Source organism: Flavobacterium sp. CSZ, assembly GCF_015350725.1.
In the GTDB taxonomy this organism is placed as follows: domain Bacteria; phylum Bacteroidota; class Bacteroidia; order Flavobacteriales; family Flavobacteriaceae; genus Flavobacterium.
Map to the genome: position 1 here is coordinate 40167 of NZ_JADKPQ010000014.1, position 25617 is coordinate 65783.

The 25617-nt window shown below is 33.5% G+C and carries 27 protein-coding genes; 12 read left to right on the forward strand and 15 right to left on the reverse strand.

Annotation, left to right across the window (positions count from 1 at the left end; translation table 11 throughout):
- Nucleotides 1-489 precede the first annotated feature (489 nt).
- Complete coding sequence (gene mtaB / locus IRZ78_RS16395; protein WP_194617570.1) at nucleotides 490-1824, forward strand: tRNA (N(6)-L-threonylcarbamoyladenosine(37)-C(2))-methylthiotransferase MtaB; 1335 nt, start codon at nucleotides 490-492, stop codon at nucleotides 1822-1824.
- A gap of 203 nt (nucleotides 1825-2027) precedes the next feature.
- On the opposite strand, the gene IRZ78_RS16400 is transcribed toward mtaB, so the two are convergent.
- The 10 genes from IRZ78_RS16400 to IRZ78_RS16445 all read right to left on the reverse strand — a co-directional run bounded on the left by IRZ78_RS16400 (nucleotide 2028) and on the right by IRZ78_RS16445 (nucleotide 9139).
- Entirely contained in the window at nucleotides 2028-2441 is a 414-nt protein-coding gene (locus IRZ78_RS16400) for a hypothetical protein (protein WP_194617571.1), read from the reverse strand.
- A gap of 205 nt (nucleotides 2442-2646) precedes the next feature.
- Nucleotides 2647-3156, reverse strand: coding sequence for a hypothetical protein (locus IRZ78_RS16405; RefSeq protein WP_194617572.1), 510 nt, complete (start codon nucleotides 3154-3156; stop codon nucleotides 2647-2649).
- Between the two features lie 109 nt (nucleotides 3157-3265).
- Nucleotides 3266-3982, reverse strand: coding sequence for a 3-ketoacyl-ACP reductase (locus tag IRZ78_RS16410; protein WP_194617573.1), 717 nt, complete (start codon nucleotides 3980-3982; stop codon nucleotides 3266-3268).
- Nucleotides 3983-4096: 114 nt separating this feature from the next.
- Nucleotides 4097-4684 carry a phospholipid scramblase-related protein gene (locus IRZ78_RS16415; protein WP_194617574.1) on the reverse strand — a complete coding sequence of 196 codons (588 nt, stop codon included), beginning with the start codon at nucleotides 4682-4684 and terminating at the stop codon, nucleotides 4097-4099.
- A gap of 130 nt (nucleotides 4685-4814) precedes the next feature.
- Nucleotides 4815-5180: a TonB-dependent receptor plug domain-containing protein gene (locus IRZ78_RS16420; RefSeq protein ID WP_194617575.1), complete on the reverse strand. Its 366-nt coding sequence runs from the start codon at nucleotides 5178-5180 to the stop codon at nucleotides 4815-4817.
- 92 nt (nucleotides 5181-5272) lie between these two features.
- A complete protein-coding gene (locus IRZ78_RS16425) occupies nucleotides 5273-6214 on the reverse strand; it encodes a hypothetical protein (RefSeq protein ID WP_194617576.1) in 942 nt (313 codons plus the stop codon).
- Between the two features lie 2 nt (nucleotides 6215-6216).
- Nucleotides 6217-6717 carry a sigma-70 family RNA polymerase sigma factor gene (locus IRZ78_RS16430; protein ID WP_194617577.1) on the reverse strand — a complete coding sequence of 167 codons (501 nt, stop codon included), beginning with the start codon at nucleotides 6715-6717 and terminating at the stop codon, nucleotides 6217-6219.
- Nucleotides 6718-7029: 312 nt separating this feature from the next.
- Nucleotides 7030-7548 carry a hypothetical protein gene (locus IRZ78_RS16435; RefSeq protein ID WP_194617578.1) on the reverse strand — a complete coding sequence of 173 codons (519 nt, stop codon included), beginning with the start codon at nucleotides 7546-7548 and terminating at the stop codon, nucleotides 7030-7032.
- A 5-nt stretch (nucleotides 7549-7553) separates the two neighbouring features.
- A complete protein-coding gene (locus IRZ78_RS16440) occupies nucleotides 7554-8390 on the reverse strand; it encodes a hypothetical protein (RefSeq protein WP_194617579.1) in 837 nt (278 codons plus the stop codon).
- 38 nt (nucleotides 8391-8428) lie between these two features.
- Complete coding sequence (locus IRZ78_RS16445) at nucleotides 8429-9139, reverse strand: TPM domain-containing protein (RefSeq protein ID WP_194617580.1); 711 nt, start codon at nucleotides 9137-9139, stop codon at nucleotides 8429-8431.
- Nucleotides 9140-9359: 220 nt separating this feature from the next.
- On the opposite strand from IRZ78_RS16445, the gene IRZ78_RS16450 reads away from it, so the two are divergent.
- The 6 genes from IRZ78_RS16450 to IRZ78_RS16475 all read left to right on the forward strand — a co-directional run bounded on the left by IRZ78_RS16450 (nucleotide 9360) and on the right by IRZ78_RS16475 (nucleotide 16850).
- Nucleotides 9360-10241 (forward strand): PPK2 family polyphosphate kinase, encoded by an 882-nt coding sequence (locus IRZ78_RS16450; RefSeq protein ID WP_194617581.1) that lies wholly within the window; start codon nucleotides 9360-9362, stop codon nucleotides 10239-10241.
- 194 nt (nucleotides 10242-10435) lie between these two features.
- Nucleotides 10436-11893: a hypothetical protein gene (locus IRZ78_RS16455; protein WP_194617582.1), complete on the forward strand. Its 1458-nt coding sequence runs from the start codon at nucleotides 10436-10438 to the stop codon at nucleotides 11891-11893.
- Nucleotides 11894-11989: 96 nt separating this feature from the next.
- Nucleotides 11990-13771 (forward strand): cytochrome c peroxidase, encoded by a 1782-nt coding sequence (locus IRZ78_RS16460; protein ID WP_194617583.1) that lies wholly within the window; start codon nucleotides 11990-11992, stop codon nucleotides 13769-13771.
- 322 nt (nucleotides 13772-14093) lie between these two features.
- Nucleotides 14094-14684, forward strand: a complete 591-nt coding sequence (locus IRZ78_RS16465) for a porin family protein (protein WP_194617584.1) — start codon at nucleotides 14094-14096, stop codon at nucleotides 14682-14684.
- A gap of 127 nt (nucleotides 14685-14811) precedes the next feature.
- Complete coding sequence (locus IRZ78_RS16470) at nucleotides 14812-15861, forward strand: histidine kinase (RefSeq protein WP_194617585.1); 1050 nt, start codon at nucleotides 14812-14814, stop codon at nucleotides 15859-15861.
- 275 nt (nucleotides 15862-16136) lie between these two features.
- The gene (locus IRZ78_RS16475; RefSeq protein ID WP_194617586.1) at nucleotides 16137-16850 is read left to right on the forward strand and encodes a LytTR family DNA-binding domain-containing protein; all 714 of its coding nucleotides are present in this window, start codon (nucleotides 16137-16139) and stop codon (nucleotides 16848-16850) included.
- A gap of 2 nt (nucleotides 16851-16852) precedes the next feature.
- Here IRZ78_RS16475 and IRZ78_RS16480 read toward each other — a convergent pair whose 3' ends face one another.
- Together IRZ78_RS16480 and IRZ78_RS16485 are read right to left on the reverse strand one after the other, a co-directional pair.
- Nucleotides 16853-17788 carry a DUF6268 family outer membrane beta-barrel protein gene (locus tag IRZ78_RS16480; protein WP_194617587.1) on the reverse strand — a complete coding sequence of 312 codons (936 nt, stop codon included), beginning with the start codon at nucleotides 17786-17788 and terminating at the stop codon, nucleotides 16853-16855.
- A 169-nt stretch (nucleotides 17789-17957) separates the two neighbouring features.
- The gene (locus IRZ78_RS16485) at nucleotides 17958-18473 is read right to left on the reverse strand and encodes a hypothetical protein (RefSeq protein WP_194617588.1); all 516 of its coding nucleotides are present in this window, start codon (nucleotides 18471-18473) and stop codon (nucleotides 17958-17960) included.
- 98 nt (nucleotides 18474-18571) lie between these two features.
- Between IRZ78_RS16485 and IRZ78_RS26330 the strand changes: the two genes are divergently transcribed.
- From IRZ78_RS26330 to IRZ78_RS16495, 3 genes are all read left to right on the forward strand, one after another.
- Nucleotides 18572-18697, forward strand: coding sequence for a hypothetical protein (locus IRZ78_RS26330; protein ID WP_255474273.1), 126 nt, complete (start codon nucleotides 18572-18574; stop codon nucleotides 18695-18697).
- A 316-nt stretch (nucleotides 18698-19013) separates the two neighbouring features.
- The gene (locus IRZ78_RS16490) at nucleotides 19014-19241 is read left to right on the forward strand and encodes a hypothetical protein (protein ID WP_055095484.1); all 228 of its coding nucleotides are present in this window, start codon (nucleotides 19014-19016) and stop codon (nucleotides 19239-19241) included.
- Between the two features lie 58 nt (nucleotides 19242-19299).
- Nucleotides 19300-21234 (forward strand): LTA synthase family protein, encoded by a 1935-nt coding sequence (locus tag IRZ78_RS16495; protein WP_194617589.1) that lies wholly within the window; start codon nucleotides 19300-19302, stop codon nucleotides 21232-21234.
- A 61-nt stretch (nucleotides 21235-21295) separates the two neighbouring features.
- On the opposite strand, the gene meaB is transcribed toward IRZ78_RS16495, so the two are convergent.
- From meaB to IRZ78_RS16510, 3 genes are all read right to left on the reverse strand, one after another.
- Nucleotides 21296-22393, reverse strand: a complete 1098-nt coding sequence (gene meaB / locus IRZ78_RS16500; protein ID WP_194617590.1) for a methylmalonyl Co-A mutase-associated GTPase MeaB — start codon at nucleotides 22391-22393, stop codon at nucleotides 21296-21298.
- Between the two features lie 299 nt (nucleotides 22394-22692).
- A complete protein-coding gene (locus tag IRZ78_RS16505) occupies nucleotides 22693-23334 on the reverse strand; it encodes an NAD(P)H-binding protein (protein WP_194617591.1) in 642 nt (213 codons plus the stop codon).
- A gap of 58 nt (nucleotides 23335-23392) precedes the next feature.
- Nucleotides 23393-23800: an Rrf2 family transcriptional regulator gene (locus IRZ78_RS16510; protein WP_194617592.1), complete on the reverse strand. Its 408-nt coding sequence runs from the start codon at nucleotides 23798-23800 to the stop codon at nucleotides 23393-23395.
- A 118-nt stretch (nucleotides 23801-23918) separates the two neighbouring features.
- On the opposite strand from IRZ78_RS16510, the gene IRZ78_RS16515 reads away from it, so the two are divergent.
- The gene (locus IRZ78_RS16515) at nucleotides 23919-24830 is read left to right on the forward strand and encodes an AEC family transporter (RefSeq protein WP_194617593.1); all 912 of its coding nucleotides are present in this window, start codon (nucleotides 23919-23921) and stop codon (nucleotides 24828-24830) included.
- Nucleotides 24831-24941: 111 nt separating this feature from the next.
- On the forward strand, nucleotides 24942-25580 hold the full coding sequence (locus IRZ78_RS16520) for a peroxiredoxin (protein WP_194617594.1): 639 nt from the start codon (nucleotides 24942-24944) through the stop codon (nucleotides 25578-25580).
- Nucleotides 25581-25617: the final 37 nt, after the last annotated feature.

The window sequence follows — 25617 nt, forward strand, 5'->3', positions numbered from 1 at the left end:
ATAAATTTTGCCTACTCTTTCTGGTTTTCGGCCTTCCCATTTTTTTATAACAACAAAACAACAACATAACGAGGGAAAATCAAAATTGTTATGCCGATTTATTGTTTAAATAATATAATTTTTACTCACTACTTTTATAGGAGGTGAAATTACTTTTTATGAACGAATTAAACAAAGTTAAATGTAAGAAAATTTGAATTTAACACGCAAAAAAATGTATTTAATCGATGATATTTGCATTTAATCGATAATTTTGTCATTTTATTCTTATTGAATTCATGAATTCTTTTTTAAACAAGTAAATTTTATTCCCTGTTTGTTTGGTTTAACATATAGTTTTTTAGGATAGACTAAATATTGGTTTGCTCCAAAATATTGATATATAGTGTATTATTGATTTTATTTTAAAGAATATTGTACGTAAATTTGCAAACTCTTTAAAAGAGATGTAAATATAATATCTTACTACTTAAAACGTAGTTTATTCCCATGGAAAACAGAAAAAAAGTTGCCTTTTATACGCTTGGTTGCAAACTGAATTTTTCAGAAACTTCTACAATCGCCAGAAACTTTAGTGACGAAGGTTTTGATCGCGTTGATTTTGAAGAAATAGCAGACATTTATGTTATCAATACTTGCTCAGTTACTGAGAATGCTGATAAGCAATTTAAGCAGGTGGTAAAAAAAGCAATGAAACTTAATGATAAAGCTTTTGTAGCTGCAGTAGGCTGCTACGCACAATTAAAACCAGAAGAATTAGCGGCTGTTGATGGTGTTGATTTGGTTCTTGGTGCTACCGAAAAATTTAAAATTACCGATTATATTACCGATTTGAGTAAAAACGACATGGGTGAAGTTCATTCCTGCGAAATTGCCGAAGCTGATTTTTATGTAGGTAGTTATTCCATTGGTGATCGTACCCGTGCTTTCTTAAAAGTTCAGGATGGTTGCGATTATAAATGTACCTATTGCACGATTCCGTTAGCAAGAGGAATTTCGAGAAGTGATGCTTTAGAAAATGTATTGCAGAATGCCAAAGAAATTTCGGCTCAAAATATCAAAGAAATAGTTTTAACTGGAGTAAATATTGGTGATTATGGAAAAGGAGAATTTGGAAATAAAAAACACGAACATACTTTTCTTGATTTAGTTCAGGCTTTGGATAAGGTTAACGGAATCGAACGTTTACGAATTTCATCTATCGAACCTAATTTGCTAAAAAATGAAACAATAGAATTTGTTTCTAAAAGCAGAACTTTTGTCCCTCACTTTCATATTCCGTTGCAATCAGGAAGTAATGATATTTTAAAATTAATGAAACGTCGTTATTTACGTGAAGTATATACAGAACGTGTAAACAAGATTCGTGAAGTAATGCCGCACGCGTGTATTGGTGTTGATGTGATTGTTGGATTTCCTGGTGAAACCGATGAGCACTTTTTAGAAACCTATCATTTCCTTAACGAAATGGATATTTCATATTTACACGTGTTTACGTATTCAGAAAGAGACAATACTGAAGCTGCAAATATGCCAGGAATTGTTCCCGCAAATGTTAGAGCAAAACGAAGCAAAATGCTACGCGGATTATCGGTTAAAAAACGTCGTGCTTTTTACGAAAGTCAACTAGGATCTAACCGAACGGTTTTATTCGAAAGTGAAAACAAAGAAGGTTACATTCACGGTTTTACCGAAAACTACGTAAAGGTAAAAACGCCGTGGAATCCGGCATTGGTAAATACTTTACAAGAAATCAATCTGACAAAGATCGACGAAGACGGAAGTGTTCGTTTAGAGTTTTTAAATAAATTGGCGGAAGCATAAACATATAGTTTGCGCAAAGTTTGTCATTGCGAGGAACGAAGCAACCACACTAATAAAAACAGAAAAGCCCTTTGTGAAAAGGGCTTTTCTGTTTTCGAAAAATTTTGTCAAAGTTGAAACGTTAGTTGTATTTAGAATAAATTCTATTTCTGATCTTCCAGAATTACCAATTTCAGAGAATGAATAGCAAACACTAAAGATATTTATTTCAATTCAATTTTCTTTCGAATCAATTTTAAACTTTCGTCATTAGGATCCCTTTCCATTTTATAAACTGTTTTGTTTTCAATAAAAATGCTGTTTTGTAAATCTTCAGCAGTAAATCCATCACAGCCTGTGGGAACTGAAAAAGTTTCTACAATTTGTTTCCATTCTGAATTTTGTAAAGAATAAGTAGTCATAGTATACATACATCCGTTCATGGGAGCCTGAAAAACTGAAAAATCATCTTTTCCATCATTGTTTAAGTCGCCTTCATTAATAAGAGTAGCTTCGCAACAATTAATAGGTATTGCTTTTAATGATGGATTACTAAAAGAAATAGTATACTCATCCGGAGTTCCGTCTTCTATAGGATTTCCTTCTCCTTGTTGTTTTTGTAACAGTGGCAAATTCATTTTTCCCGTCACCATCAAAATCACCTTCGATTTTTGTACCCACCAAAAGTTTACTTGTTTTTTCCTCTTGCGAAGTTTTCCTTTCCGTTTTTATGGAAACAGAATCTTTTTTTGAGATTTCAGGATTTATATCCTCAGTTTTGCTTTTTTGAGAGCAGTAAACCAAGATGAATAATACTCGTAAGATAACAAGTTTTTTCATATTCTACTTCTGATCTTCCGGAATCACCAACTTCAAAGAATTAATATAATCCGTATCAAACTCAACAACTCTGATCTTCTCCGGATTAAAACTCAATTCACCACCAAACTGACCTTTTATATCCAGGAAATCAATGGTAAGTTCTTCGTCGTTTAATTCTAGTAATTTCCCTAAATAAGCTGATTTAGCTGATTTTTTAGAGATCTGAAAAATACCATATTTGTTATTTACATAATTCAGGATCGAACTTAAATCACGAATTGGGATAATATCTTCGGCGTTTGTTTTTAAACCTTTCAAACGAATTACTTTCTCTGTAAATTCAAGATCTTGATCTCTGTGAACGGCTTCGATATTTTTGTTTTTCAAAATCACAAAACCATCCAGTATAAAATCCTCGGGATTGTTTCGCAGTAAAATCCAGTCATCAGAATAATCAATTAGAAATCCGGTAAAAAGTTCTTTTTTATCTGTGAATTCTATTGAGATTAATTGTCTTAAATATTTTTCCATCATATTTTTTTTAAAATTCCAATCTTTAAAGTTCCAAATTCCAATTCATGAAGTTTTTTACAATCAACAATTGGAATTTGGAATTTAAAAATATTGAAAATTATTTTTTTTAAGGATTAGTAGACCAAATGCTGCTGTTTTTTATAAACACACGACGGCTTAATTTCAATTGTGCAATAATTAATTCGGCTACATCTTCAGATTGCATTACTTTATCCGGATTACCATCTGTAAGTTTTAAGTCTAAAGCCAAATCTGTGGCAACCGTACTCGGAGTTAAGGCCGTAACACGAATATTGTATTTACGAACTTCCTGCATCAGAGAATCAGTTAATCCTAAAACAGCAAATTTCGATGCACTGTAAGCACTTGTCAATGCATTTCCGTTTAATCCTGCTGTCGACGAAATATTGATAATATCACCAGTTTGTCTTTCGATCATATTAGGTAAAACAGCGCGGGTTGTATAATACGTTCCCATTAAGTTTACCTGAATAATTTTTTCCCAGTCAGATGGTTCCAATGTCATGAAATTGCCAAAAGCAGCGATTCCGGCATTGTTGATTAAAATGTCTATGGTTTTAAATTCGGCAAAAGCTTTTTCTACAGCACTATTGATAGAAGTAATGTCCGAAACGTCAGCAGATAAAGCCAGGGATTTTACACCTAAAGCAGCAGTTTCAGTCGCCAATTGATCAACATCACTCTGAGTTCTTGAAACTAAAATTACGTTTACTCCTTCTTTGGCAAGTGCAATCGCAATTGCTTTTCCAATTCCTTTTCCTGCACCTGTAATTAAGGCATTTTTATTTTTTAAGTCTGTCATGATTTATTTTTTAGAAATGCAAAAAGCATCATTTTAGTAACACAAAAATACAGTTTTTGCTTGCTAAAATGATGCTTTCAGCTATTTTCTTAATCTAAGTTTAACAACTTTAATCTATTCTTTCAGTACCATGTCTATACACATAACAGCAGCAAGGATTAATTGTCTAAGCGGACTATCAGGTGCAACAGTTTCTTCGATTTGCAGCACGTAATTATCAGCGCTGGTAAAAAACTCTTTACCCATTCCTGCCCATTTTTTGCTTACCTGAGCCAATTGTTTATTTTCGTGACTGAATTTAAAATCCCAGCCCGTCCATTTTCCCTGAAGAGTAGCAGCGGTTCTTTCGTTTTTATCCAGAATTTCAAATTTTCCACCAATAGAAAATAATTTTTGTTTAAATGTTCCCAGTAAACGGTCTTTCTCGTCAAAAACTTCAACAGTCGAACGTAACCAGGCGATACCACGTTTTACCGAAATTATTTTTTCGCCGGAAGCGGTAGTAATTTCAATATCAAAAGGAGTCATTCTTTTATAATCTGTAAAACGTAACATTTTGGTAAAAAAGCCAAGATTGTTTTCTCTGCAATTCATAATAATCTGATTGGTTTCAGGATTATAAATATCGTAGTTATTAGCAGCTTTAAACATTCCGATATGTTCTTTTACAAGAAATAGATTCTGATTTAAAAGTGGGTTCATGAAATTTTGTTTGAATTTTATATATTACTAGAATAAGTTTTGAAGGTTTTTCAAAAGGAGATCAAATGTAAAACTAATTCTGTTAATAAATCAATATTAAATTCGAATGAAATTGACTGAATTGAAATGGTTACTCTTTTCTTTTTGATGTAATAATAATAACTCCGTTTACAGCCCGACTACCATAAATAGAAGTAGCATCAATTCCTTTTAAAACTTTAATGCTTTCAATGTCATTTGGGTTTACTTTAGAAAATTTTTTTGAATCGATTATAACCCCATCTAAAATGGTTAATGGTTCATTTGATAAAGGTCGTGATATAGCACAGATAACTATTTTTTTAGCTGGAATTGTGTCTTTTGATTTTATAAAAGGTGTGGTTTCTATTTCTGAATATTTTTTTTCATGTTCTTTAGAAACTGGCTTTTCCTGCGCTTTTACTACGAAACATACAAGCATAGAAAGTGCTAATGAAATAAGTTTTACGTTTTTCATGACGGTAATTTTAAATAAATGATGGCTTTAATCTTTGTCAAAGTCTAAAACTCTGACAAAGATTTTTAAGATTAAATTTTAGATTTTTTCTTTTAGTTTTTAGGAGTTGGCTTACCTGATTTGGTAGTAATAATTACAACTCCTTTTTTACCTTTTTCGCCATATTTTGATGTTGCTTCCAGATCCTGAAGGACTGTAATGGTTTTTATTTCCTGCTTATTCAAAGGCGCGTAGGGACTTGTGGGATTTGTGCCAAATAAATCATTTTCAGAATAGTAAATTCCGTCAATGATATATAACGGAGCATCTAAAACTACCAGAGAATCTACATTTTCAGGTTGTAAATTCGGAAGTTCTGCCTGCATCATTTTGTCTCTTTTTTTGTCATCGCTGTGCGATATTGCATTTCCGTTAAGAACAATTAGCGGAGCACTTTTTTTAGCCATTTGTGGTTGCTTATCAGCAAAAGCAACTTTAGCTGATTCTCTTTCTACAGTTCTGGAATAATCTAAATTTTGAGCTGCTTTATCTTTCAAAATAGTATTATCCTCTTCTATAGCATAATCTGCTTGTACGGGTGCAGCGGCTGGTTCTTCGATAATTATGGCATCTGCTGTACCTGCTCCCACAGCCTCAGTAACATACATAGGTGTTTCTGCTACGTTGTTTTGTCTGGTGACTTGCTTATCTAAAATTTTAAGCGCTTCGGGTTTTGGAACTAGCGGTGATTCTGAAGCAACAACTGTTTTATTTTTCTCTAAAATGTTTTGTTCTATATTTTCTTTAATTACAACTTTAGTATCCTGAATGGCTGTTTTGTCTGATTTTATAAACTGAGATCCTACCGAAATAAGTAATAAAAGAGAAGCTGCGATGGCAATTTTTTTCCATAATGCGATTGCTTTTTTATCTTCTTTTTTATCGAGTTTATCTTCAACGCGGGCCCAGACTTTGTCCATTCCGGGAAAGTCTTTTTGTTCCGAGTTTTCTGCGGCTTTTTTAAATTTATCGAATATTTTATCCTGATTGTCCATGACTATTTTACTTTTTGGTAATACAATTTGTTAACTAATTCCTTTAGTTTCGTTTTAGCGGCATTCAATTGTGATTTTGATGTGCCTTCAGAAATGTTTAGCATTGCGGCTATTTCTTTGTGTCCGAAACCTTCGATAACAAAAAGATTAAAAACAGTTTTGCAGCCGTCTGGAATATGATTGAGTAAATTAAGTAAATCCTCTTCTTCTAATGTATTAATTTCATCCGTAAAAGGTTGCGCAAGCAATTTGACATCATCAAGATACATATTAAAATTGGTGTTCTTTTTGATCGTTGCCAAACAATGGTTTACGGTTATTTTTCGCGCCCATGCCTCAAAAGCCAGAACCTGTTTTAGTTGTTCCAGTTTTGTAAATATGGTATAGAAAGCGTCAGCCATAGCTTCTTCTATTTCTTCTTCCTTTTTGAGGTATCGTTTGCAAAGTCGATACAATTTTGGAGCCATATGCTCATAAACCTGACGCTGCGCATCGCGGTTCATTTTTTTGCAGTTAGAAATTAGCGTTTCGTTTATCACAATTGTTGTCTTTATACTAAAGAGGGTTAAAAAGATAAAAAGGTTGGGACGGTGATTAAAAAAAGTTTTTTTTTAAAGGTTCAAAATGGCAAAGGTTCAAAGTAACAGAGGTTTTATTGGCGGATATTCTTTGCGGGAGACGCACTGCTGTGCGCCTCTACGTTATTATGGGAGTCATTGCGAGGAACGAAGCAATCTCATCTAGTATTTTTTTGACTAGCAAATTTGCTTTTGTTAGTGTGGTTGCTTTGTTCCTCGCAATGAGAAAAACTGAGATTAATTTTTATCTTTCATGTTTCTATACCAATTTTCTATTTTTTTAACAGATTCTTCATCTGTTTTTGGATTACAATTCAAACCCAAATTAATTTTAGTATTTGAGATATAAGAATTTAGAAAAATTATGGAAAAACCTCCAACTTCACCATTTTCAATTGAAAGAGTCGATGAAAATATATTCATATACCCACAGCATTTTTCTTTCGATCTCATAATTGACATTAAATATTGAATATCATTTGGTTTTACCCAATTGTTTGGAAACTCTCCTAACATTGATACGTAATTAAATGCTGAGTCTTTATTATATTTCTCTGTAAAAACTTTAATAAATGATTTTGGATTCAAATCTTTTGGGCTTAAAGTTTTAAAATATTTGCTTTTTGTATCAAAGTCTTTAATATTGAACGTACCAAAGTTTTCTTTTCGAGTTTTCTTTATTTTTAAATCATAAAATAAGTATCCGCCACTCAAAAGAATGATAACTAATAGCAACGAAAGAATTATTTTTCTCATGAAATTTACTTAACTGGCAAAACCAACTTAAAAATCTTAGTTTCTAATAATTCAGTATCATTATCTTCACAAAGCAAAAACTCGATTTTGTTATTTTCTTTTTTATAGAAAGTCAAACCTTCGAATTTATTGGTTGAAGTTATTTTTTGAGTAAAATCTATTTTCATGGTTTTAAGGTCGATTCGTCCAATAAAACTTCCCAGGATTTCGCCGTCATCGTAAGTTGATTTGGTGTTTTCGGCGGTAGAAAGGAAATAAATTTTGTCTTCGACCAAAATAGCATCGGTAAAACTGGAGCGAATGCCTTTTATTTTTGGCAGTTTATAATTGGTAGCAACCAAAGCAAATTCTTCGCCTAAGTTTTTAGCGTGAATGGTGAAAATGGTGTTTTTGTTTGATATTCCGTTTCCACGATTGAATAAGTACCAGTTTTCGCCATCGAAGATTGCACCTTCGAGATTAAAATCTTCCGGTTTTATTTCGCCAAAACTTTGCATTAAGCCGTATAAATCGACCAGATTGTTTTTTTGTAAAATAGTTTTGTTTTTAAGATCAAACTCGATCATTTTGTTTCGGTTTTCGGTAGAACCTGAACCAAAAACATATAAAGTATCGTTATGATGTGTTAGCGATTCAAAATCGGGTTTTAGGTTCTTGGGTATGTTTTGTGTTGGATTATCAATTAAAGCGTGTTGGTTTAATTGTTGGTTTTGCATATTATATTCGTATAAAAATCCGCTGTTGTCGCCAATGATATACAATGAATCGTTATTGAAAAATAATCCTGATGCAGAACCGATGCCTATGATTTGAAATAATATTTCTAATGTGAATTTTTCCATGAATGTTTGTTTTGAAAGCTATGTACTAAGTAATGATTTTATTTGAGAATATTTTTTATCTCAATTAACGATTTATATATTCCATCATAATAGTTGTTGTTTTTAAAATTTGGAATCATAAAGTCTGCAATTAGTTTGTCGCAATCTTTATTCGTTAAATATTTCATGGCAGTTTCAGTTGTTGATATTGCTACCACTCTTAATTTCTTACTGAAAACTATTATTGTGCCACCTTTCTCAAAAACTCCACCAATTTGCCATTCCATAAGTTTATTATTTGAGAAGTTTCGAATTTCATTATCAGGATATAATTCATCAATCGATAGAATTACAATTTCCATTTTATTTTTATATTTTATTTCATTTGATATATGCGTTATTTTTTTACTCTGTTCAGTTGAAAATACAGAATCAATTTCTATAAGATTTGTAAACGGTAATATGACAGATGTTTTGATTTTAAGTTTTTCGCAAGTTTTATTTAATTCTCGAGTTAGTTTATAATTGATGGAATTGATCTCATTTTTCCAATTTGAAAAATTAAAATCATTTTTTTTAACTGTGAGATAGTCATCTAAAAACTTAGAGTATATTTTAGCTTGTTGTAATATGATTGTATCAGAAACAAAAGACTTATTAGATTGAATAGAATCACATATTTTTAATGAAATATCTGAAATAGATTGTCCATTTGATTTTAAGTTTATGAAAATTACATAGAATAAAATTAGAAATCGGATTTTCTTCATTTTTAGATTTTAGATATGAGCCCTGATAGACCCGAAGCTTCGGAATAAATACTTTAAAAAGAAATTGTATTTTTTCCTGACAGAACAAAGCTACCGGAGGAAGCTCTTGTTGTGGCTTGAAAAAAAAACAATTTACCGAAAAAGTATTGCAATGAGCAGTCCCGATAGCTATCGGGATTCGTAAAATTACTATATTTATAATTATAAAAATGAAAATGGTATGAAATCGATAGAGCCGAATGATTTTAGAGTTACAGATAAAATAAAATTATCAAAAATTCCGACCTTATTAAAGGTAAAAGCGGATGATGACGAAAAAGAAGAAAAACTGGATAAAGTACAGGCAAAATTGAGTGATTTGCAGGATGTCATGTACGCACATAATAAATACGGGGTTTTAATTTGCCTTCAGGGAATGGATACTTCGGGAAAGGATAGCTTGATTAGAGAAGTTTTTAAGGAATTTAATCCACGTGGAGTAGTGGTGCATAGTTTTAAAACGCCTAATTCGGCTGAATTGGAACATGATTATTTGTGGAGACATTATAATGCGTTGCCGGAAAAAGGAAAGTTTGCGATTTTTAATCGTACGCATTATGAGAATGTTTTGGTAACGCGTGTTCATCCTGAATTTATTTTGGCAGAGAATTTACCGGGAATTAATTCGGTTGAGGATATTAAACCTAAATTCTGGAAAAGGAGAATCGAGCAAATTAATAATTTTGAAAGTCATATTGCAGAGAACGGAACGATTGTGATGAAGTTCTATCTTCATTTGAGTAAAGAGGAACAAAGGCAACGTTTGTTACGCCGTTTGGAAGAAGGAAAACACAACTGGAAATTTTCGCCTGGTGATTTGAAAGAACGTGAATATTGGGATGAATATCAGGAATATTATGAGGAGGCTATAAACAAAACGTCGACAGAACATGCGCCATGGTATGTGGTTCCTGCTGATGATAAAGAAATGGCACGTTATATTGTGGCCAAGATCATCTGGGAAGAAATGAAACAATACACTGATATAAAGGAACCGGAACTGGATGAAAAAATAAAAGCCAATTTTGAGGAGTATAAGGAACAACTAAAAAAAGAGTCTTAAAGTAAGGCTCTTTTTTTAGCTTTGATGTTACGGGAAGTTTACGTGTGTTTTGAATTACTAATTTAATGTTAATTTTTTTGTGGTTTTTCTGAGTTTTTGATCTCAGTCTTATTTTTTTGATAATATCTAAATCATTTTAAGTTAAAGGGTAGGGATTTACTTTGTAAAAAAAAATAAAACCAATTTTTAGCTAAATGAAAAGAATTATTCTACCCCTGGTTATTTTAGGTTCGTTGATTACATCTTGTAACAATAACGACTCTAAAGACGAAACAGAAACACCAACGAGTGTTGTATTAAAGGATCAATCTGTAACACCAAGTTTATTGAAGGCGCAGGCAGGTTTTGAGAGTCTGAAAATTTATTCTCTTTTTAGTTCAGATGATGTATTTCCGGACAGTCCAAAATTTGTTTTTGGAGGATCTGCCGATGGTTCTGGTTTATTGAAAAACACTGACGGAACTTTTACTTTTTTAGTAAACAACGAAGATAACTTTGCTGTTTCGAGAATTACACTTGACAAAACCTTTAAACCTACTAAAGGAGAATATTTGTTAAACTCTAGCGGTGGAACCTGGAGATTGTGTGGGGCAACTATGGCTACAAAAGAAGAACATGGTTTTGGACCGCTTTATTTAACTTGTGGAGAATCTGGTGAAGAATCTCGTACGCATGCATTAGATCCTTACGGAAGTGTGGGTTCTGCATCTGTGTCTAAAGAATTATCGGGTTTTGGCCGTTTAAGTGCTGAAAATGCTTTGCCATTGCGTACATCTGCCTATAAAGGGAAAACGGTAGTTGTAATTGGTGATGACGATTCTGGAACTTACGGAGGTCAGGTTTTTATGTATGTATCGAATGCTGTGGGTGATTTGACCAATGGTTCTTTGTACATGCTAAAAAGAAATGATGATAACCAAAGAGAAAAAGATATTGAAGTAAGTAAAACATATCCGGTTTCTTTTGTAAAAATTGACAATCATACAACGCTTACAGGTGCGCAAATCAATGCATCAGTAAATACTCTAAAAGCGATTAAATTTGGTCGTGTAGAAGATTTAGATTACCGCAAAGGTGGTGACGCTGCTGATCGTGAAGTGTATTTTAATGTAACCGGACAAGCTACAACTGGAACAAATGCAGATGGTTCAAGAACAAAATACGGTAGAGTTTACAAATTAAATCTTGATGCTGCTGACCCGCTAAAAGGAACTCTTGAGGTTATTCTTGACGGAGATAACCGTTCTGGAATTGCTGGTAAATTTCAAAATCCGGATAACATTTGTGTAACTAAAAACTATGTTTACGTTCAGGAAGATGCTAACGGATACGGTGACGAAACTCACGATGCTTATATCTACCAATACAATATTGCTACAAAAGCATTGAAAGTTGTGGTTGAATTAGATCACCGTCGCACTGCTACAGATGCTGCAAAATATAATGTAGGAGGAACTTCTAAATTTGGAGATTGGGAATATGGTGCTTTGATCGATGTATCTGATCAGGTTGGTATTGCTGATACTTTTATGTTGAGCGTTCAGCCACATACCTGGACTGGAGAAAAATATTTAAGCCCTGACGGAGGAACAAATCGTCCAAAAGAAAATCAGGCAAGTCAAATTGTAGTTATAAAAGGTTTGGCGAGATAAATTTTTAAATCATTACAAAACAGTCATCCACTATTTCTATTTGAAGTAGTGGTTTCTGTTTTTCTGAATATTCCTCTTTTTAATTTTTATTAAATCATGAAAAAAATATATTGTTTGTTCTTCCTAGTGGTATTTGTTGCTTGTGAGAAAAAAAGCAAACATCAGGAAATAAATGAATTATTTCAGTCTGATATTACTTTGCTGGTCGAGAAAGTAGCCAAGCTGAAATATTCTGTACAAGCGGATTCTACCGAAGCGCAAATTCAGCGACAATTTCTGGAAGCGCATGAGAGTTATAAAAAAGTCGAAATGATCAGCGAGTATTATTCGCCGGCAGTTTCTAAATCGATCAACGGTCCAGCGATTCCTGAGTTTGAAGAAAATGATAAAGTGACTGTTCCGCCAGAAGGTTTTCAGGTTATCGAGGAATTGGTTTTCCCGAAATACAATAAAGACAGTAAAAAGGAACTGGTTCAGGAATTGGGTGTTTTATCTGCAAATTTAATTCGGTTAGAAAAAGTATCCAAATCTAATGAACTAACTGATGCGCATGTTTTTGATGCGATGCGACTTGAAGTGTACAGAATTATTACTTTAGGAATTACAGGTTTTGATTCGCCGGTGGTGCTGAATTCAATTCCTGAAGCTTCAGTAGCTTTAGAAACTATCGAGAAATATTATCGGGTTTATCTGGAGAATAAATCAGTTTCGAATGGAAAACAAGTACTTGCGATTCTGGAAAAAGGGAAAAAGTATTTAAAAACAAATACTAATTTTAATGCTTTTGACAGGGCAAATTTTATCAAAGAAGTTTTAAATCCGTTAAGTAAAGGACTTTACAAATCACAAGCCGAATTAGGAATTCCGGTAATGAAAGAGCAAAGAGGTTTGAAAGTTACGGCACAAACTCTTTTTGATACAGATGCTTTTGATGCAGAAGCATTTTCAGGTTTTCCCGATTATCAAACAACGCCGGAAAAAATTGCTTTGGGCAAAAAGTTATTCAATGATCCTGTTTTATCCGGAAACAATACGCGTTCCTGTGCCTCATGTCATCATGCCGAAAAAGCTTTTACAGACGGGTTGGAAAGAGCGGTTTCATTAGACGGAAAATCGATGATTCAGCGTAATACACCAACATTAACCAATATTGCTTTTCAACGCGTATTTTTTGCAGATTCAAGAGTAAGTTATCTCGAAGATCAGGCAATCGCAGTTATTAAAAATGAAAATGAAATGCACGGATCTCTGGAGCAATCAGCTTTGGCGATTCAGAAGAATGCAGATTATGTGAAGGATTTTAAAAAGGCTTTTCCGAAAGGGGAAATTAATGAATTTGAAATCAAAAATGCTTTAGCATCTTACATTCGTTCGCTGAGTCATTACGATTCTAAATTTGATGCTTATATGCAAAACAAAGCAAAGTTTAAAGCTGATGAAAAAGCAGGTTTTAATTTATTTGCAGGCAAAGCCAAATGTGCGACTTGCCATTTTATCCCGCTAACCAACGGAACTGTTCCGCCAAACTTTGACAGATCTGAAAGTGAAATATTAGGAACTCCCAATAAAGCTAAAAAACTCGATGGAGATCTGGGCAAGTTTGTCATCACACAAGCCGCCATTCATAAATATTCTTTTAAAACTCCAACCATAAGAAACATAACACTTACAGCGCCTTATATGCATAATGGTGTTTATAAAACGCTCGAAGAGGTAATTGATTTTTATGATCAGGGCGGAGGTTTAGGCTTAGGATTCGACGTTCCAAACCAAACTTTACCAGAAGACAAATTGAATTTATCTGATAAGGAGAAAAAACAGCTGATCGCGTTTATGAAAACGTTGACAGATGAGAGGTATTCGGAGGAAACAAGATAGAGTAAAGAGAATAGAATATAGATGATAGAGTAGGGAACTATTTGTGTTCTCTGTGGGTGGATTTTACCGCAAAGAGCGTAAGCTTAAAAAAAAAACACAATGTTCGCAAAGCTGGTTCAACACAAAGCTTTGGCGAACTTTGCATTCTGTAAATAATTAAAAACTTTTGCGCTCTTTGCGGTTAAATTTTTTACCACATTTTTTACAGATAAAAAACTTAAAATAATCCTTTGGTCAAAACATCAATGTAGTTCATCAAACTAATTTTAATAGCGTTTTAGGTTTATGCTCCTTTGCATCAAATTAATAAAATACTATTATCATGAACAAATTATTATTGCTTACTACAATTTTCTTATTAGGATTAGTTTCTAAAATTAATGCACAATCCCCACTTCCTATTCATGTGGGAATAAAGGGAGGATCTAATTATTCTGAATTACCGGTTTCAGATGGTTTTAGTTCTAAGCATGCTTTTGGTTATTTTGGTGGCGCTATGGCCCGATTTGATTTTAAAAGATTCTATATACAGAATGAAATATTGTATAGCGAGAAATCGTCTAAAATTGAAAAAATTTCCGGAACAGGATCTAAAAATGCAAAGTGGAAAAGTATCGACATCCCTTTGGTTGTTGGATACAAGGTAATCGATCTCTCGGCTCTGAATGTGAGAGTTTTTGGTGGAGGAGTCTATTCTTATGTGCTCGATGAAAATTTTTCATCATTAAATCAGTTAAAAGATTCGTATAGGAAATTTGATAAATCGAATATTGGATATCAGGTTGGTGCGGGAATCGAAATTTGGAAATTTACTGTTGACGTAACCTATCAGGGCGGATTAAACAATGTAAATAAAAATTTTAGTTCTAAACCTAATTCGTTTAATGTTAGTGTTGGCTACTTTTTTCTATAAGTTTATCGCTTTATCTTTTAACCCTAAGCAGCAAAGAATCTTTTTTGGTTCTTTGCTGCTTGTTTAGAAAATATAGGGCTAATTTTGACTTCGTATTTCTTACAAATTACTTATTTCTTTTTTTTAAATGATTACAATACATAAAAACAGACATTGGATATTTTTAGTCTTCTTTTGGTCTTTGCTGGGGATCACTATTTGGGCACAAATGATCGAAGAGTACAATTTTTGGTCGGCTACTACACAGGCCGTTTTAGTATTATTGTGTTCTACTTTCTTAGCCCATTTTTTGAGTGATGTAATATTGCCCAAAGCATTGCGGAAAAACAAAATGAACTGGTTTGCAGTGCAAAGCGTTATTGTTGTGCTGCTTTTGTCCTTTTGTCTGGCATTAATTTATACTATTTTTTCGGATGTAGGATCGCGAGGCCGGTTGTATCATGATGAAGATCATTTAAACTCAATTCAGTTTTTATGGGTAAGATTTTGGGGTAGTATTCCCGCAGCTATTTTAATAAATGGTACTGCTTGCGGACTTCGGTTTTATCAGGAACATAGTGTTATCGAAAAAGACCACGCACAATTACAGCAAGTTCATCTTGAAGCACAAATTAAGATTTTGCAAGATCAGATCAATCCGCATTTGATGTTTAATGTCCTGAATCATATTCATATCTTGATGCAAAGCGATGTAAAACTGGCATCTGTTTTATTGGTTCAGTTTTCAGATATTTTACGTTATCAGTTGTATGAATGTAATAAGGAATATGTGCCATTACATCTTGAAATCAAATACCTCAAAGATTTAATTGCTGTTGAAGAAACCCGCTGGGGAAATGAATTAGAAGTAAAAAGCAAATGGAATATCGAAGACGGACAACTTCAGATTGTACCGTTGCTTTTGGTTCCGTTGATCGAAAATGCTTTTAAACACGTTTCAAGGCTTCCTAACCAAAGAGGTTATGTGCATTTATCGTGTGAACAATCCAACAGTCAATTGTATTTTAAAATAGAAAATTCACATACAGAACAATACAAAATCCCATCTAAAAGTCAGGGCTTAGGACTCGAAAACGTAAAGAAAAGACTAGCGATTCAGTATCCCGAAAAACATCAGTTGAATATCAATAAAACCGATTCAGATTTTATTGTGACAGTGGTTTTAGACTTAAAGTGATTTTTTTGCCACAGATTAGAAGGATTAAAATGATTTTTTGCCACGAATTAGCTTCGCCTGTTCGCTGTCGCTCGGGTTACGAATTAGCACGAATTTATAATTTACTAATCTTAATATAATGCTTTGCGAACTTGCGGTTAAATTTTTTAGCCACTCCCGATAGCTATCGGGATAAAGGATTAAAAGGATTTTAAAAATTCAAAAGAAAAAAATCTGCCAGATCTGCTAAATCTGCGTGAAAAAAAAAAGTAAACATTCAACCAGAAACAAAAAACATGAACATGAAATGCCTCATTATAGACGACGAACCTATAGCAAGAAACGGAATAGCAGATTTTGTTTCGAAAATTGATTTTCTGGAAGTTATTGGCACCTGTGCTTCGGCATTAGAAGCCACTGCGTACATTCAGGAAAAACAAGTCGATTTGCTGTTTCTGGATATTAATATGCCTTATTTATCCGGATTAGAGTTTTTAGAATCTCTTGACAATCCGCCCTTGGTGATTTTTACCACCGCTTATTCAGAACATGCTTTAGATGGATATCGTTTACAGGTGGTAGATTATTTGTTGAAGCCCATTACGTTTCAGCGTTTTTACCAGGCTTCTTTAAAAGCAAAACAATGGTACGAAATGATTCAGTCTCCCAAGCAAAATCAATTAGATCCCTTTTTGTATGTGCGTCAGGAAGAAGGATTTCAGAAGATCTCCTGGGTCGATATTTTATATATCGAAGGAATGCAGAATTATGCCAAACTTCATTTTAAGGATAAAGTTATCGTCATACATCAAACCATGATTTCACTAGAAGAAACATTACCAAAGGAAATTTTCTTTAGAATTCATAAATCGTTTTTGGTAAACATTACCCATATCGATTCTGTCTCCGGCGGAAGATTGTTTATAAAAGGACAAGAACTACCTATTTCAAGAACACGCCGTGAGGCATTATTGAAAGAGGTAGTCTATAAAAACTTATTAAGCCGATAGCTCTAGAATTTCCATTTTAGGGCTATTGCTCCATAAAAAGTGGTGGTGAATTTAGGATCTGCCATATCTTTTTCCTTAAAAATATCTTTGATTTTTCTGTTAGTAGTCGAAAAATTACGAACAAGGGTAGTTCCTGCGGTAGGTTCTAATGTCCAATGTTCGCCAAATTTTAGCTGAGGTCGTAAACCAGCAATAATTTGCTGATAACCCAGTAGTGAAGATTTATTGCCAATTTTGGTTTCTGATGTCATTCCGCTTAGTTCTATAACCGCTTTTATATCGAAAGTATCAGACATTCGGTAACCAACTTCTGCACCTTCAGGAAAAGTAATTTTAAAATGTAAAGCCCCTCTGGATTCCCAATTAAAATAAATTCCGGGAAGTACCATCGGAACACCAAAACTATTCGTTAAAACTGGTCCTACACCCAAAGCCAGATTAGGATTGAATTGTTTGATAAAAAGAACACCACCCTGAATTAAGACATCATCCTTATTAATTTCGACCATATCTGTATAAACACCAATAGAAGCCATAATCAATAAAGACCAGGAAAGAGAAATAGAGCGTAAATGCTTGACACCAATTTGCGCATTGAGAAGTTCAGTTGGAAAACCACCTTGAAATTCTACCGGAAGATCCTGAATTTCGTAATTCTTGTTTTCCATTCCGGCATAACTTCCATTAAGAAAAACAGACCAAAGTTTGGGATGATTGTATTTGTCCATTTCTAAAGAAAGAGGTACTTCAAAAGTGATTTGAGCTCTTTTAAAATTGCTCTCAGCATTTGTTTTAGTACTGTCCATTGGTCGTACGTATTTCGAAAAAGGAATGTAATCGACTTTGAATTCGCCAGAGATTCCGGATTGTGATCTTGCCGACAGCGCAGCTAATAATAAAAGAAAAAGCTGCAGGAGATAAAAAGCTGTTTTGTTCATGATTGGATTAATTTTTCTGCGAATTACCGCGTTCTAAATCAATCCTAAAAAATCATTTGACTAATGGTACATTTGTTTTGACCAATGGTATAAAAACAACTAAACCCGAGAGACTATGCGATCTCTCGGGTTTATACCAAAAACAAAAAAATAAAATAAACCTTATCTTTTATAATTTAAAACCATAGGCTAAACGTAAAGCCACCTGATTGGTATTAAATTTATCGTAGTCCTCATAACGGACACTAATGTCAATGTATTTGTTGGCGTATCCAATTCCAGGCGCCCATAAAAAAGTAGTTTGGTTATAGTCGTTAGTAACGGCAAATCCTGCACCAACTTCACCCATAACATAAAATTGATCTTCCCAAACGAAGGCTTTAAAACCTGCTTTTGCCGGAATAAATCCAAGATCTTTTACTTCAACTCCATTTTGATCTTTCATAAACAAGTTTGTAAAACCTGTAGTTAACGTCAACGATGCTTTCTTTGTCAAATCATATTGCAAACGAACATCTCCACCAAGCGACCATCTGTAATCATTGTCAGTTGGTATTCCACCATTTACACCAAAGCCCAATCTAAAACCCTGATCGTAATTTTTAATTTCGCTGTCCTGAGCGAAAGTAGTATTGGCATATAAAAAAGCGAAGGCAGATAAGCATAACATTTGTAATTTTTTCATGGCTAATATTTTTTAATTATTAATAGTGTAAAAGTAAAATAGAGGCCTTTCCGACTTGTTATATAATTTTTTGAAATTGTTATATAATATTAGGGTTCTTGAAAATTTACTTAATGTTTGCTTATGTTTTTAATAATGTGAAAGAATCCAAAGCTTCTGATTATCTTTGCCGACTTAAAAAAGAAGTGGTGGTGAATTTAAAGCAGTACGACAAAGAGTTTTAGTATAATTAAGATTAGCATACCTTATTATATTAGGAATAGATATGCATTAATAATTTTTATATATAATACACTGAATTAAAGGTAAAAGGAGTCTGAATCGGACTTTTGGCGGGATTAACTTCTACGGTAATTTTCCTTTATATTGGCTTTCATTACCTAACAAAAAAATTAATCCAAAATTCACTTTCAAATAGTTAAATTTGAAAGATTAAAAACATTTCATAGATTCTCACAGATTATTTTATAAAAAATCATTTTAATTTGTGCAATCTGTGGCAAAAAAAGATAATAAGAACAAAATAATAAATAAATAAAAATGGAATTACCTAAATTTTTACTCGGAGATAATACTGATTTTCCAGATGATATTTTCATCATTCACCTTGATTACCCAAGATTCATAATCAACTTAAAAGATGATGAGGTTGAGTTTATGGAAGAAGCTGAGGATCTTGACGAAGCGGAATTGAATGCCGAAATGGAAGGTTTAATTGTTTTGGCGAATGAGTTTTACGACAGGGAAATAAAACGTTACGAGGAGTAGAGATGCACAATAGTGTGTCTAAGGTATGCTTCAACCTAAAATTAATTTATATCATCAAATGAAAAAATTAAGTTTTTTAAAACCCATTTTTAATTTCATAGCAATCGGATTGCTAATTACTACTTTAAGCCGAATCTTTTTATTTTTTATATTTAAAGAAAGAGTAGTACAAACACCGGATTTCTGGTACATCTTTCCAATCGGTCTTCGAATGGATTTGATTTTACTTTGTTATTTGTCATTTCTACCAGCCGTTTTAATTACTTTTCTGCCGAATAAATGGCTTAAATTCACGAATACTTTTCTGGTAATTTATAGTTTCTTATTTCTGTTTCTGATTCTTTTTGTAGAATTGGCGTCACCGGATTTTGTAAAACAATATGATACACGTCCGAATAAGATTTTCTTAGATTATCTTATTTATCCAAAAGAAGTAGTGGGTATGCTTTTAAAAAGTTATCTGACCTCTATCATTGTTACTTTTATAATTTTAGGAGTTGTAATTTATTTTGCATTCAAAAAAGGGAAAAAATATTTCTATACGACAAGTAACGAATACAAATTCAAACTGATGCTTTTTCCATTAGTGGCTTTTTTATTGTTTTTTGGAGCACGTTCAAGTCTTACTTCAAAACGCCCAATCAATGCTAGTAATGCTGTTTTCTCCACAGATCAGTTGACAAATACTCTAGGATTAAATTCATTTTATACCGTAGCTTTTGCAGCTTATTCGATAAAAAATGAAGGAAACACCAAGATGTATGGTAAAATGGATGAAGCCGAAGCGATTGCTCGTGTAAAAAAATACATGATTGCCAGACCAAATGATTTTACAGATGCCGAAATTCCGTTTTTGCATGTACAGCAACCAGATTCAGTAAAACAGAAACCATACAATTTGGTGATCTTTTTGCAAGAAAGTTTAGGTGCCGAATACGTTGGAGTTTTACGAGGAAAACCATTAACACCAGAATTTGATAAATTATCTAAAGAAGGATTATTGTTTACCAATTTATATTGTACGGGAACAAGAAGCGTTCGCGGAATCGAAGCGGTTGTAACCGGATTTTTACCTTCTCCATCAGAAAGTGTAGTGAAACTAGGAAATTCGCAACAAGGATTTTTTACTTTGGCGGAAGCTTTAAAACAAAAAGGGTATGACACCAGTTTTATTTATGGCGGAATGGCAAATTTTGACAATATGGCTTCGTTTTTCAACGGAAATGGTTTTGAAAATATTGTAGATCAGGAAGATTTTGAATCTGATGGAAACAAATATGCTTTCAAAGGAACCTGGGGTTATTCTGATGAAGATTTGGTTACTAAAGCCAACAATTATTTTAAAGCAAAAGGAGATAAACCATTCTTCTCTTTAATGTTCTCGACTTCAAATCATGAACCTTTTGAATATCCTGCCGGAAGAATCAAACCTTATGATGCGAAGCCTGCAACGGTAAACAACGCCATGAAATACGCCGATTTCTCTATTGGGAAATTCTTCGAAATGGCTAAAAAAGAACCTTATTTCAAAAACACGATTTTCATCGTAATTGCCGATCATAATACCAGAACGTACGGAAAAAATTTAGTGCCAATTAATAAGTTCCATATTCCGGCTTTGATTATAGGGCCTGGAGTTCCAAAAGGGACTTCATATAGTAAACTGGCAAGTCAGATTGATATTCCGCCAACATTGTTGAGTTATTTAGGACTTCCGTTTGAAACGCCAATGGTAGGGAGAAATCTAAACAAACTAGATCCAAAAACACAAGGAAGATCGATCATGCAGTTTAATGACATCAATGCGTTCAGAGTTGAGAACCAAGTTGTAATCATGCAACCAAACTTGAAACCTTTACAATTCGAAATCAAAAACGATACGACTTTAATTCCGGTAAAATTAAATGAAGAATTAGCAAAAGATGCTTTGGCGCATGTAATTACGGCAGGAAATTTATATAAAGAAAACAAATATAAGTTGAGAAAAAAATAGGTTCAAAGGGACAAAGGTTCAAAGATACAGAGTGTGAAAACTTTGTCGCTTTGAACCTTTGCTACTTTGTGTCTTTATTAAAATATAATTTTAATAAATTAGAAGCAGCTGCAAAAGGTGATATTTCATCGTTTTGCACTGCTTTTTTGTTTTGTTCGAGTTGCGAAATGATGTCAGGCTGATTGTAGAAATTTAATTTTAATTGTTCGTTTATGGTTTCCATCATCCAGAAATGATTTTGGTCTTTTCGTTTTTCAGGAAAGAAACCGGATTCATTAGTTTGCTCAAAATAGTTGGAGATAGTATCCCAGATTTCTGAAATGCCTTCTTTGGTGATGGCGCTGCAAGTTGTAACTTTTGGCTGCCAGTTTGATTTTTTTGGAGGAAATAAATGCAAAGCACGGTTGAATTCCAGTTTTGCCTGATTTGCTTTTTTGATATTATCACCATCAGCTTTGTTGATGACGATAGCATCGGCCATTTCCATGATACCACGTTTAATACCTTGTAATTCATCGCCGGCACCTGAAATTTTTAATAATAGAAAGAAATCTACCATGCTATGTACAGCAGTTTCGCTTTGCCCGACACCAACTGTTTCGATAATAATAGTATCAAAACCTGCCGCTTCACATAAAATAATAGATTCACGTGTTTTACGGGCTACACCGCCCAAAGTATCTCCAGAAGCACTTGGTCTGATAAAGGCATTCTCATCCTTTACAAGCTCTTCCATACGGGTTTTATCGCCTAGAATACTTCCGTGCGAAAGCGAGCTGCTCGGGTCAACAGCCAGTACTGCAACTTTTTTGCCTAACTGAGTCAGGAAACTTCCAAAAGCTTCAATAAAAGTACTTTTTCCAACACCGGGAACTCCCGTGATTCCTATTCGGATAGATTTGTTGGCATGAGGCAAACATCCATTAATAACTTCGTTTGCTTTTGCAGCATGTTCAGGATTGGTGCTTTCGACCAAAGTGATGGCGCGGCTAAGTGATGCGATGTTTTGGTTTAAAATTCCGTCAATCAATTCACCAGAAGAAGGCTGTTGTCTTCTATTCTTTTTAATTTGATGGATAGCAGCAACATTCGTGATTTCAGGAGATGAAATTCCGGCCTTTTCTTGTAAGCTGCTGGATTGTTTTTTTGAACTTGACAAAGTATTGTTTTTGGTATTGTAAAAGTACAGAAAACAAAAACAGTTTCAAAAAAGGATTTTCTTTGAAACTGTTTTATTAATAGAACACGAATTTCACTAATTTTCACGAATGTTTTTTTATTAAATTACGTTCTGTTTGTCATCCTGACGAAGGAAGGATCTTCGCGAGAAACTCTATAATCAAAATCTCCAATCTTTGTCGAGCTACTTACGGAGGTCCTTCCTTCGTAAGGATGACACACAGTACTTATTGTGAGTGTTTTAATATATAATTCGTGAAAATTCGTGAAATTAGTGTTTTAATACCCCGCAGTAAAACGTACCTGATGGTGTTTTGGAGTTTCTGCTTCATCTGCAATAACAACTGCTAAGTCTTCTACAGAAAGAATACTTCTTTGTTCGTCATTAAAAACTGGATTTTCTAAACCTAAACGGTATTTTCCTGTTCTTCCTGTTGTAATTCCAGCATGCATTTCGAAAGCCGGACTAAAAAATGCCCAATCCAAATCTTTTTCTTCCTTAATAACGTTGAGGTAATCTCTTGCAGCAGATGCCGCTGCATGATATTCTTTAGGGAAATCAGGAGTGTCAACTGCTTGTACACCTGGTGCTACGAATAAACTTCCGCCACCTCCAATAGTAATAAAACGTTTTACACCAGATTTTTTTGCAGCTTCCTGAATTGATTTTGATCCTTTGCTAAAATCATCAGTATAGTTAGGATTCGTCCAACCCGGATTATAAGCATTAATGATCACATCATTTCCTTTAAGGATTTCTGCCAAAGCATCAACATTAAAAACATCAGCTTTAACCCATTTAACATTTTTGGTATCGTTTGGAGTTCTTGCAATAGCAGTAATGTCATGATTTCTGTTTGCTAATTCGTTTAAAATGGCTGATCCAACAAATCCTGTTGCTCCAATAAGTGCGATTTTCATAATATATAAATTTTAATTAGTAATAAAAATTGTTACAGTTTTGATTAAAAAAATACTTTTAGAATTGATTAGAAAAATCTTCCAATGAGATACCTTCTAATTGTAAACCAACTTTTTGATTCATATCAGCATACAGAGAACTTAAATTCTCATTGATTTTTTTCCCCACCGGACAATCCGGATTAGGCTGATTTTTTGCATAACCTAAATTAATGGTTTCAAAAGTCATTTCAAATATTTCTTTTAATGTAATTTTCGAAGGATCTACAGACAGTTTTGTTCCGCCATTTTTACCTTCTTTACTTTCTACAATATGATTAGCTTTCAGATTTGCAATTTCCTTTCGAACCAAAACAGGGTTCAAATTGATACTTCCTGCAATAAATTCAGATGACAAATAATCATTAGGGAATTTAGTGAGCAAAGTAAGAATGTGAATCGTTATGGCAAATTTACCTGAAATCATACTGTAATAAAATATGTTACAAATGTAATTAGATTGATAGTAATAAAAAAAGATTTTAACGAAAAATTAAAATTCGCCAACAATTTATAAATCCTTATTTTTGTGATTACTCAACCATATGAACAATTTTATACTTATATTTTTCTTTCTTGCACTAGGTTTGGTCTTGCAGCATATAAAGCAATTTCCAACTCATATTTATAAGGTTTTAAATAAGATTGTAATTTATATATGTTTACCGGCGATTACCTTATATCATATTCCCAAAATAAAATGGAGTAACGAATTGTTATTCCCAATAGCCTCAGGCTGGATTAGTTTTATGCTGGCTTTTGTATTTTTTCATTTTTTAGGAAAAAGAAAAGGCTGGTCTAATAAACTCATTGGATGTTTGATTCTGACAGCGGGATTAAGTAATTCATCCTTTCTCGGCTATCCTATTATCGAAGCTTTGTTTGGTAAAAAAGGACTGGAAACCGCGATTCTTGTCGATCAGCCGGGAACTTTTGTAGTGGTTTCAACTTTAGGTGTTTTCGTGGCGGCTTTTTATTCAAAAGGAAGTCCGGACGCTTTTAGTATTTTCAAAAAAATAATCTTTTTTCCTCCCTTTATCACTTTTGTAGTAGCTTGTTTAATGAATGTCTTTCAATATGATTTAGATTTAAATCTTCAGACTGCTTTATTAAAAATAGGAAGTTTGGTAACTCCTCTTGCTTTACTTTCGGTAGGATTGCAACTTACTTTTGATCGAAAAAGTCAGCATTGGCGATTTCTTAGACTCGGACTTTTCTTTAGGCTTATTGTAACGCCTTCTGTCATTTTCGTCTTATATGTCGTTGTTTTCAACCAACATTCTGAAGCCATAAAAATAACCATTATGGAAATGGCAATGGCACCCATGATTACAGGCGCAATTTTAGCTTCGACCTATGGTTTAAAACCAAAATTAAGCAGTATGATGATTGGTTTTGGAATCCCAATTTCCTTCGTAACCCTTGCTATTTGGTACTTTGTGGTAAGTTTTATTTAGTTTGAATCCTTAACTAGATAGGAAAAATAGAATTTTAACTTTTTTTTAAAAAATACGTGTTTTCCTTATGCCTTTTTTGACTAATTTTAGATGAACTAAAAAAATATAATTATGTCAACATTAAGATTAGGAGATATTGCTCCAGATTTTCATGCAGAAACAACCGAAGGACCAATCAATTTTCATCAATGGTTAGGAGATTCCTGGGGAGTTTTATTTTCGCATCCTGCAGATTTTACCCCTGTGTGTACAACTGAATTAGGGACAGTTGCCAATTATGTTCCTGAATTTAAAAAGAGAAATACTAAAGTAATCGCTTTGAGTGTTGATGGTTTAGAGTCTCACAAAGAATGGATCAAAGACATCAACGAAACACAAAATACAACCGTTAATTTCCCTATCATTGCCGACGAAGATAAAAAAATAGCGACTCTATATGATATGCTGCATCCTAATGCAAGCGAGAAATTTACGGTACGTTCAGTTTTTGTTATTGGCCCGGATAAAAAGATAAAGTTAACCTTGACTTATCCAGCTTCAACAGGAAGAAATTTTGATGAATTATTGCGTGTTATCGATAGTTTGCAACTTACGGCAGATTACAGCGTAGCAACCCCGGCAAACTGGAAAGACGGACAAGACGTTGTAATTACGCCTGCTGTTCCAGATAGTGATATTCCGGCAAAATTCCCAAAAGGGCATACAGCTATCAAACCTTATTTGCGCCTAACACCGCAACCGAATAAATAAGTTTCTATGTTGCTGAGAGGCTAAGTTTCTAAGATTT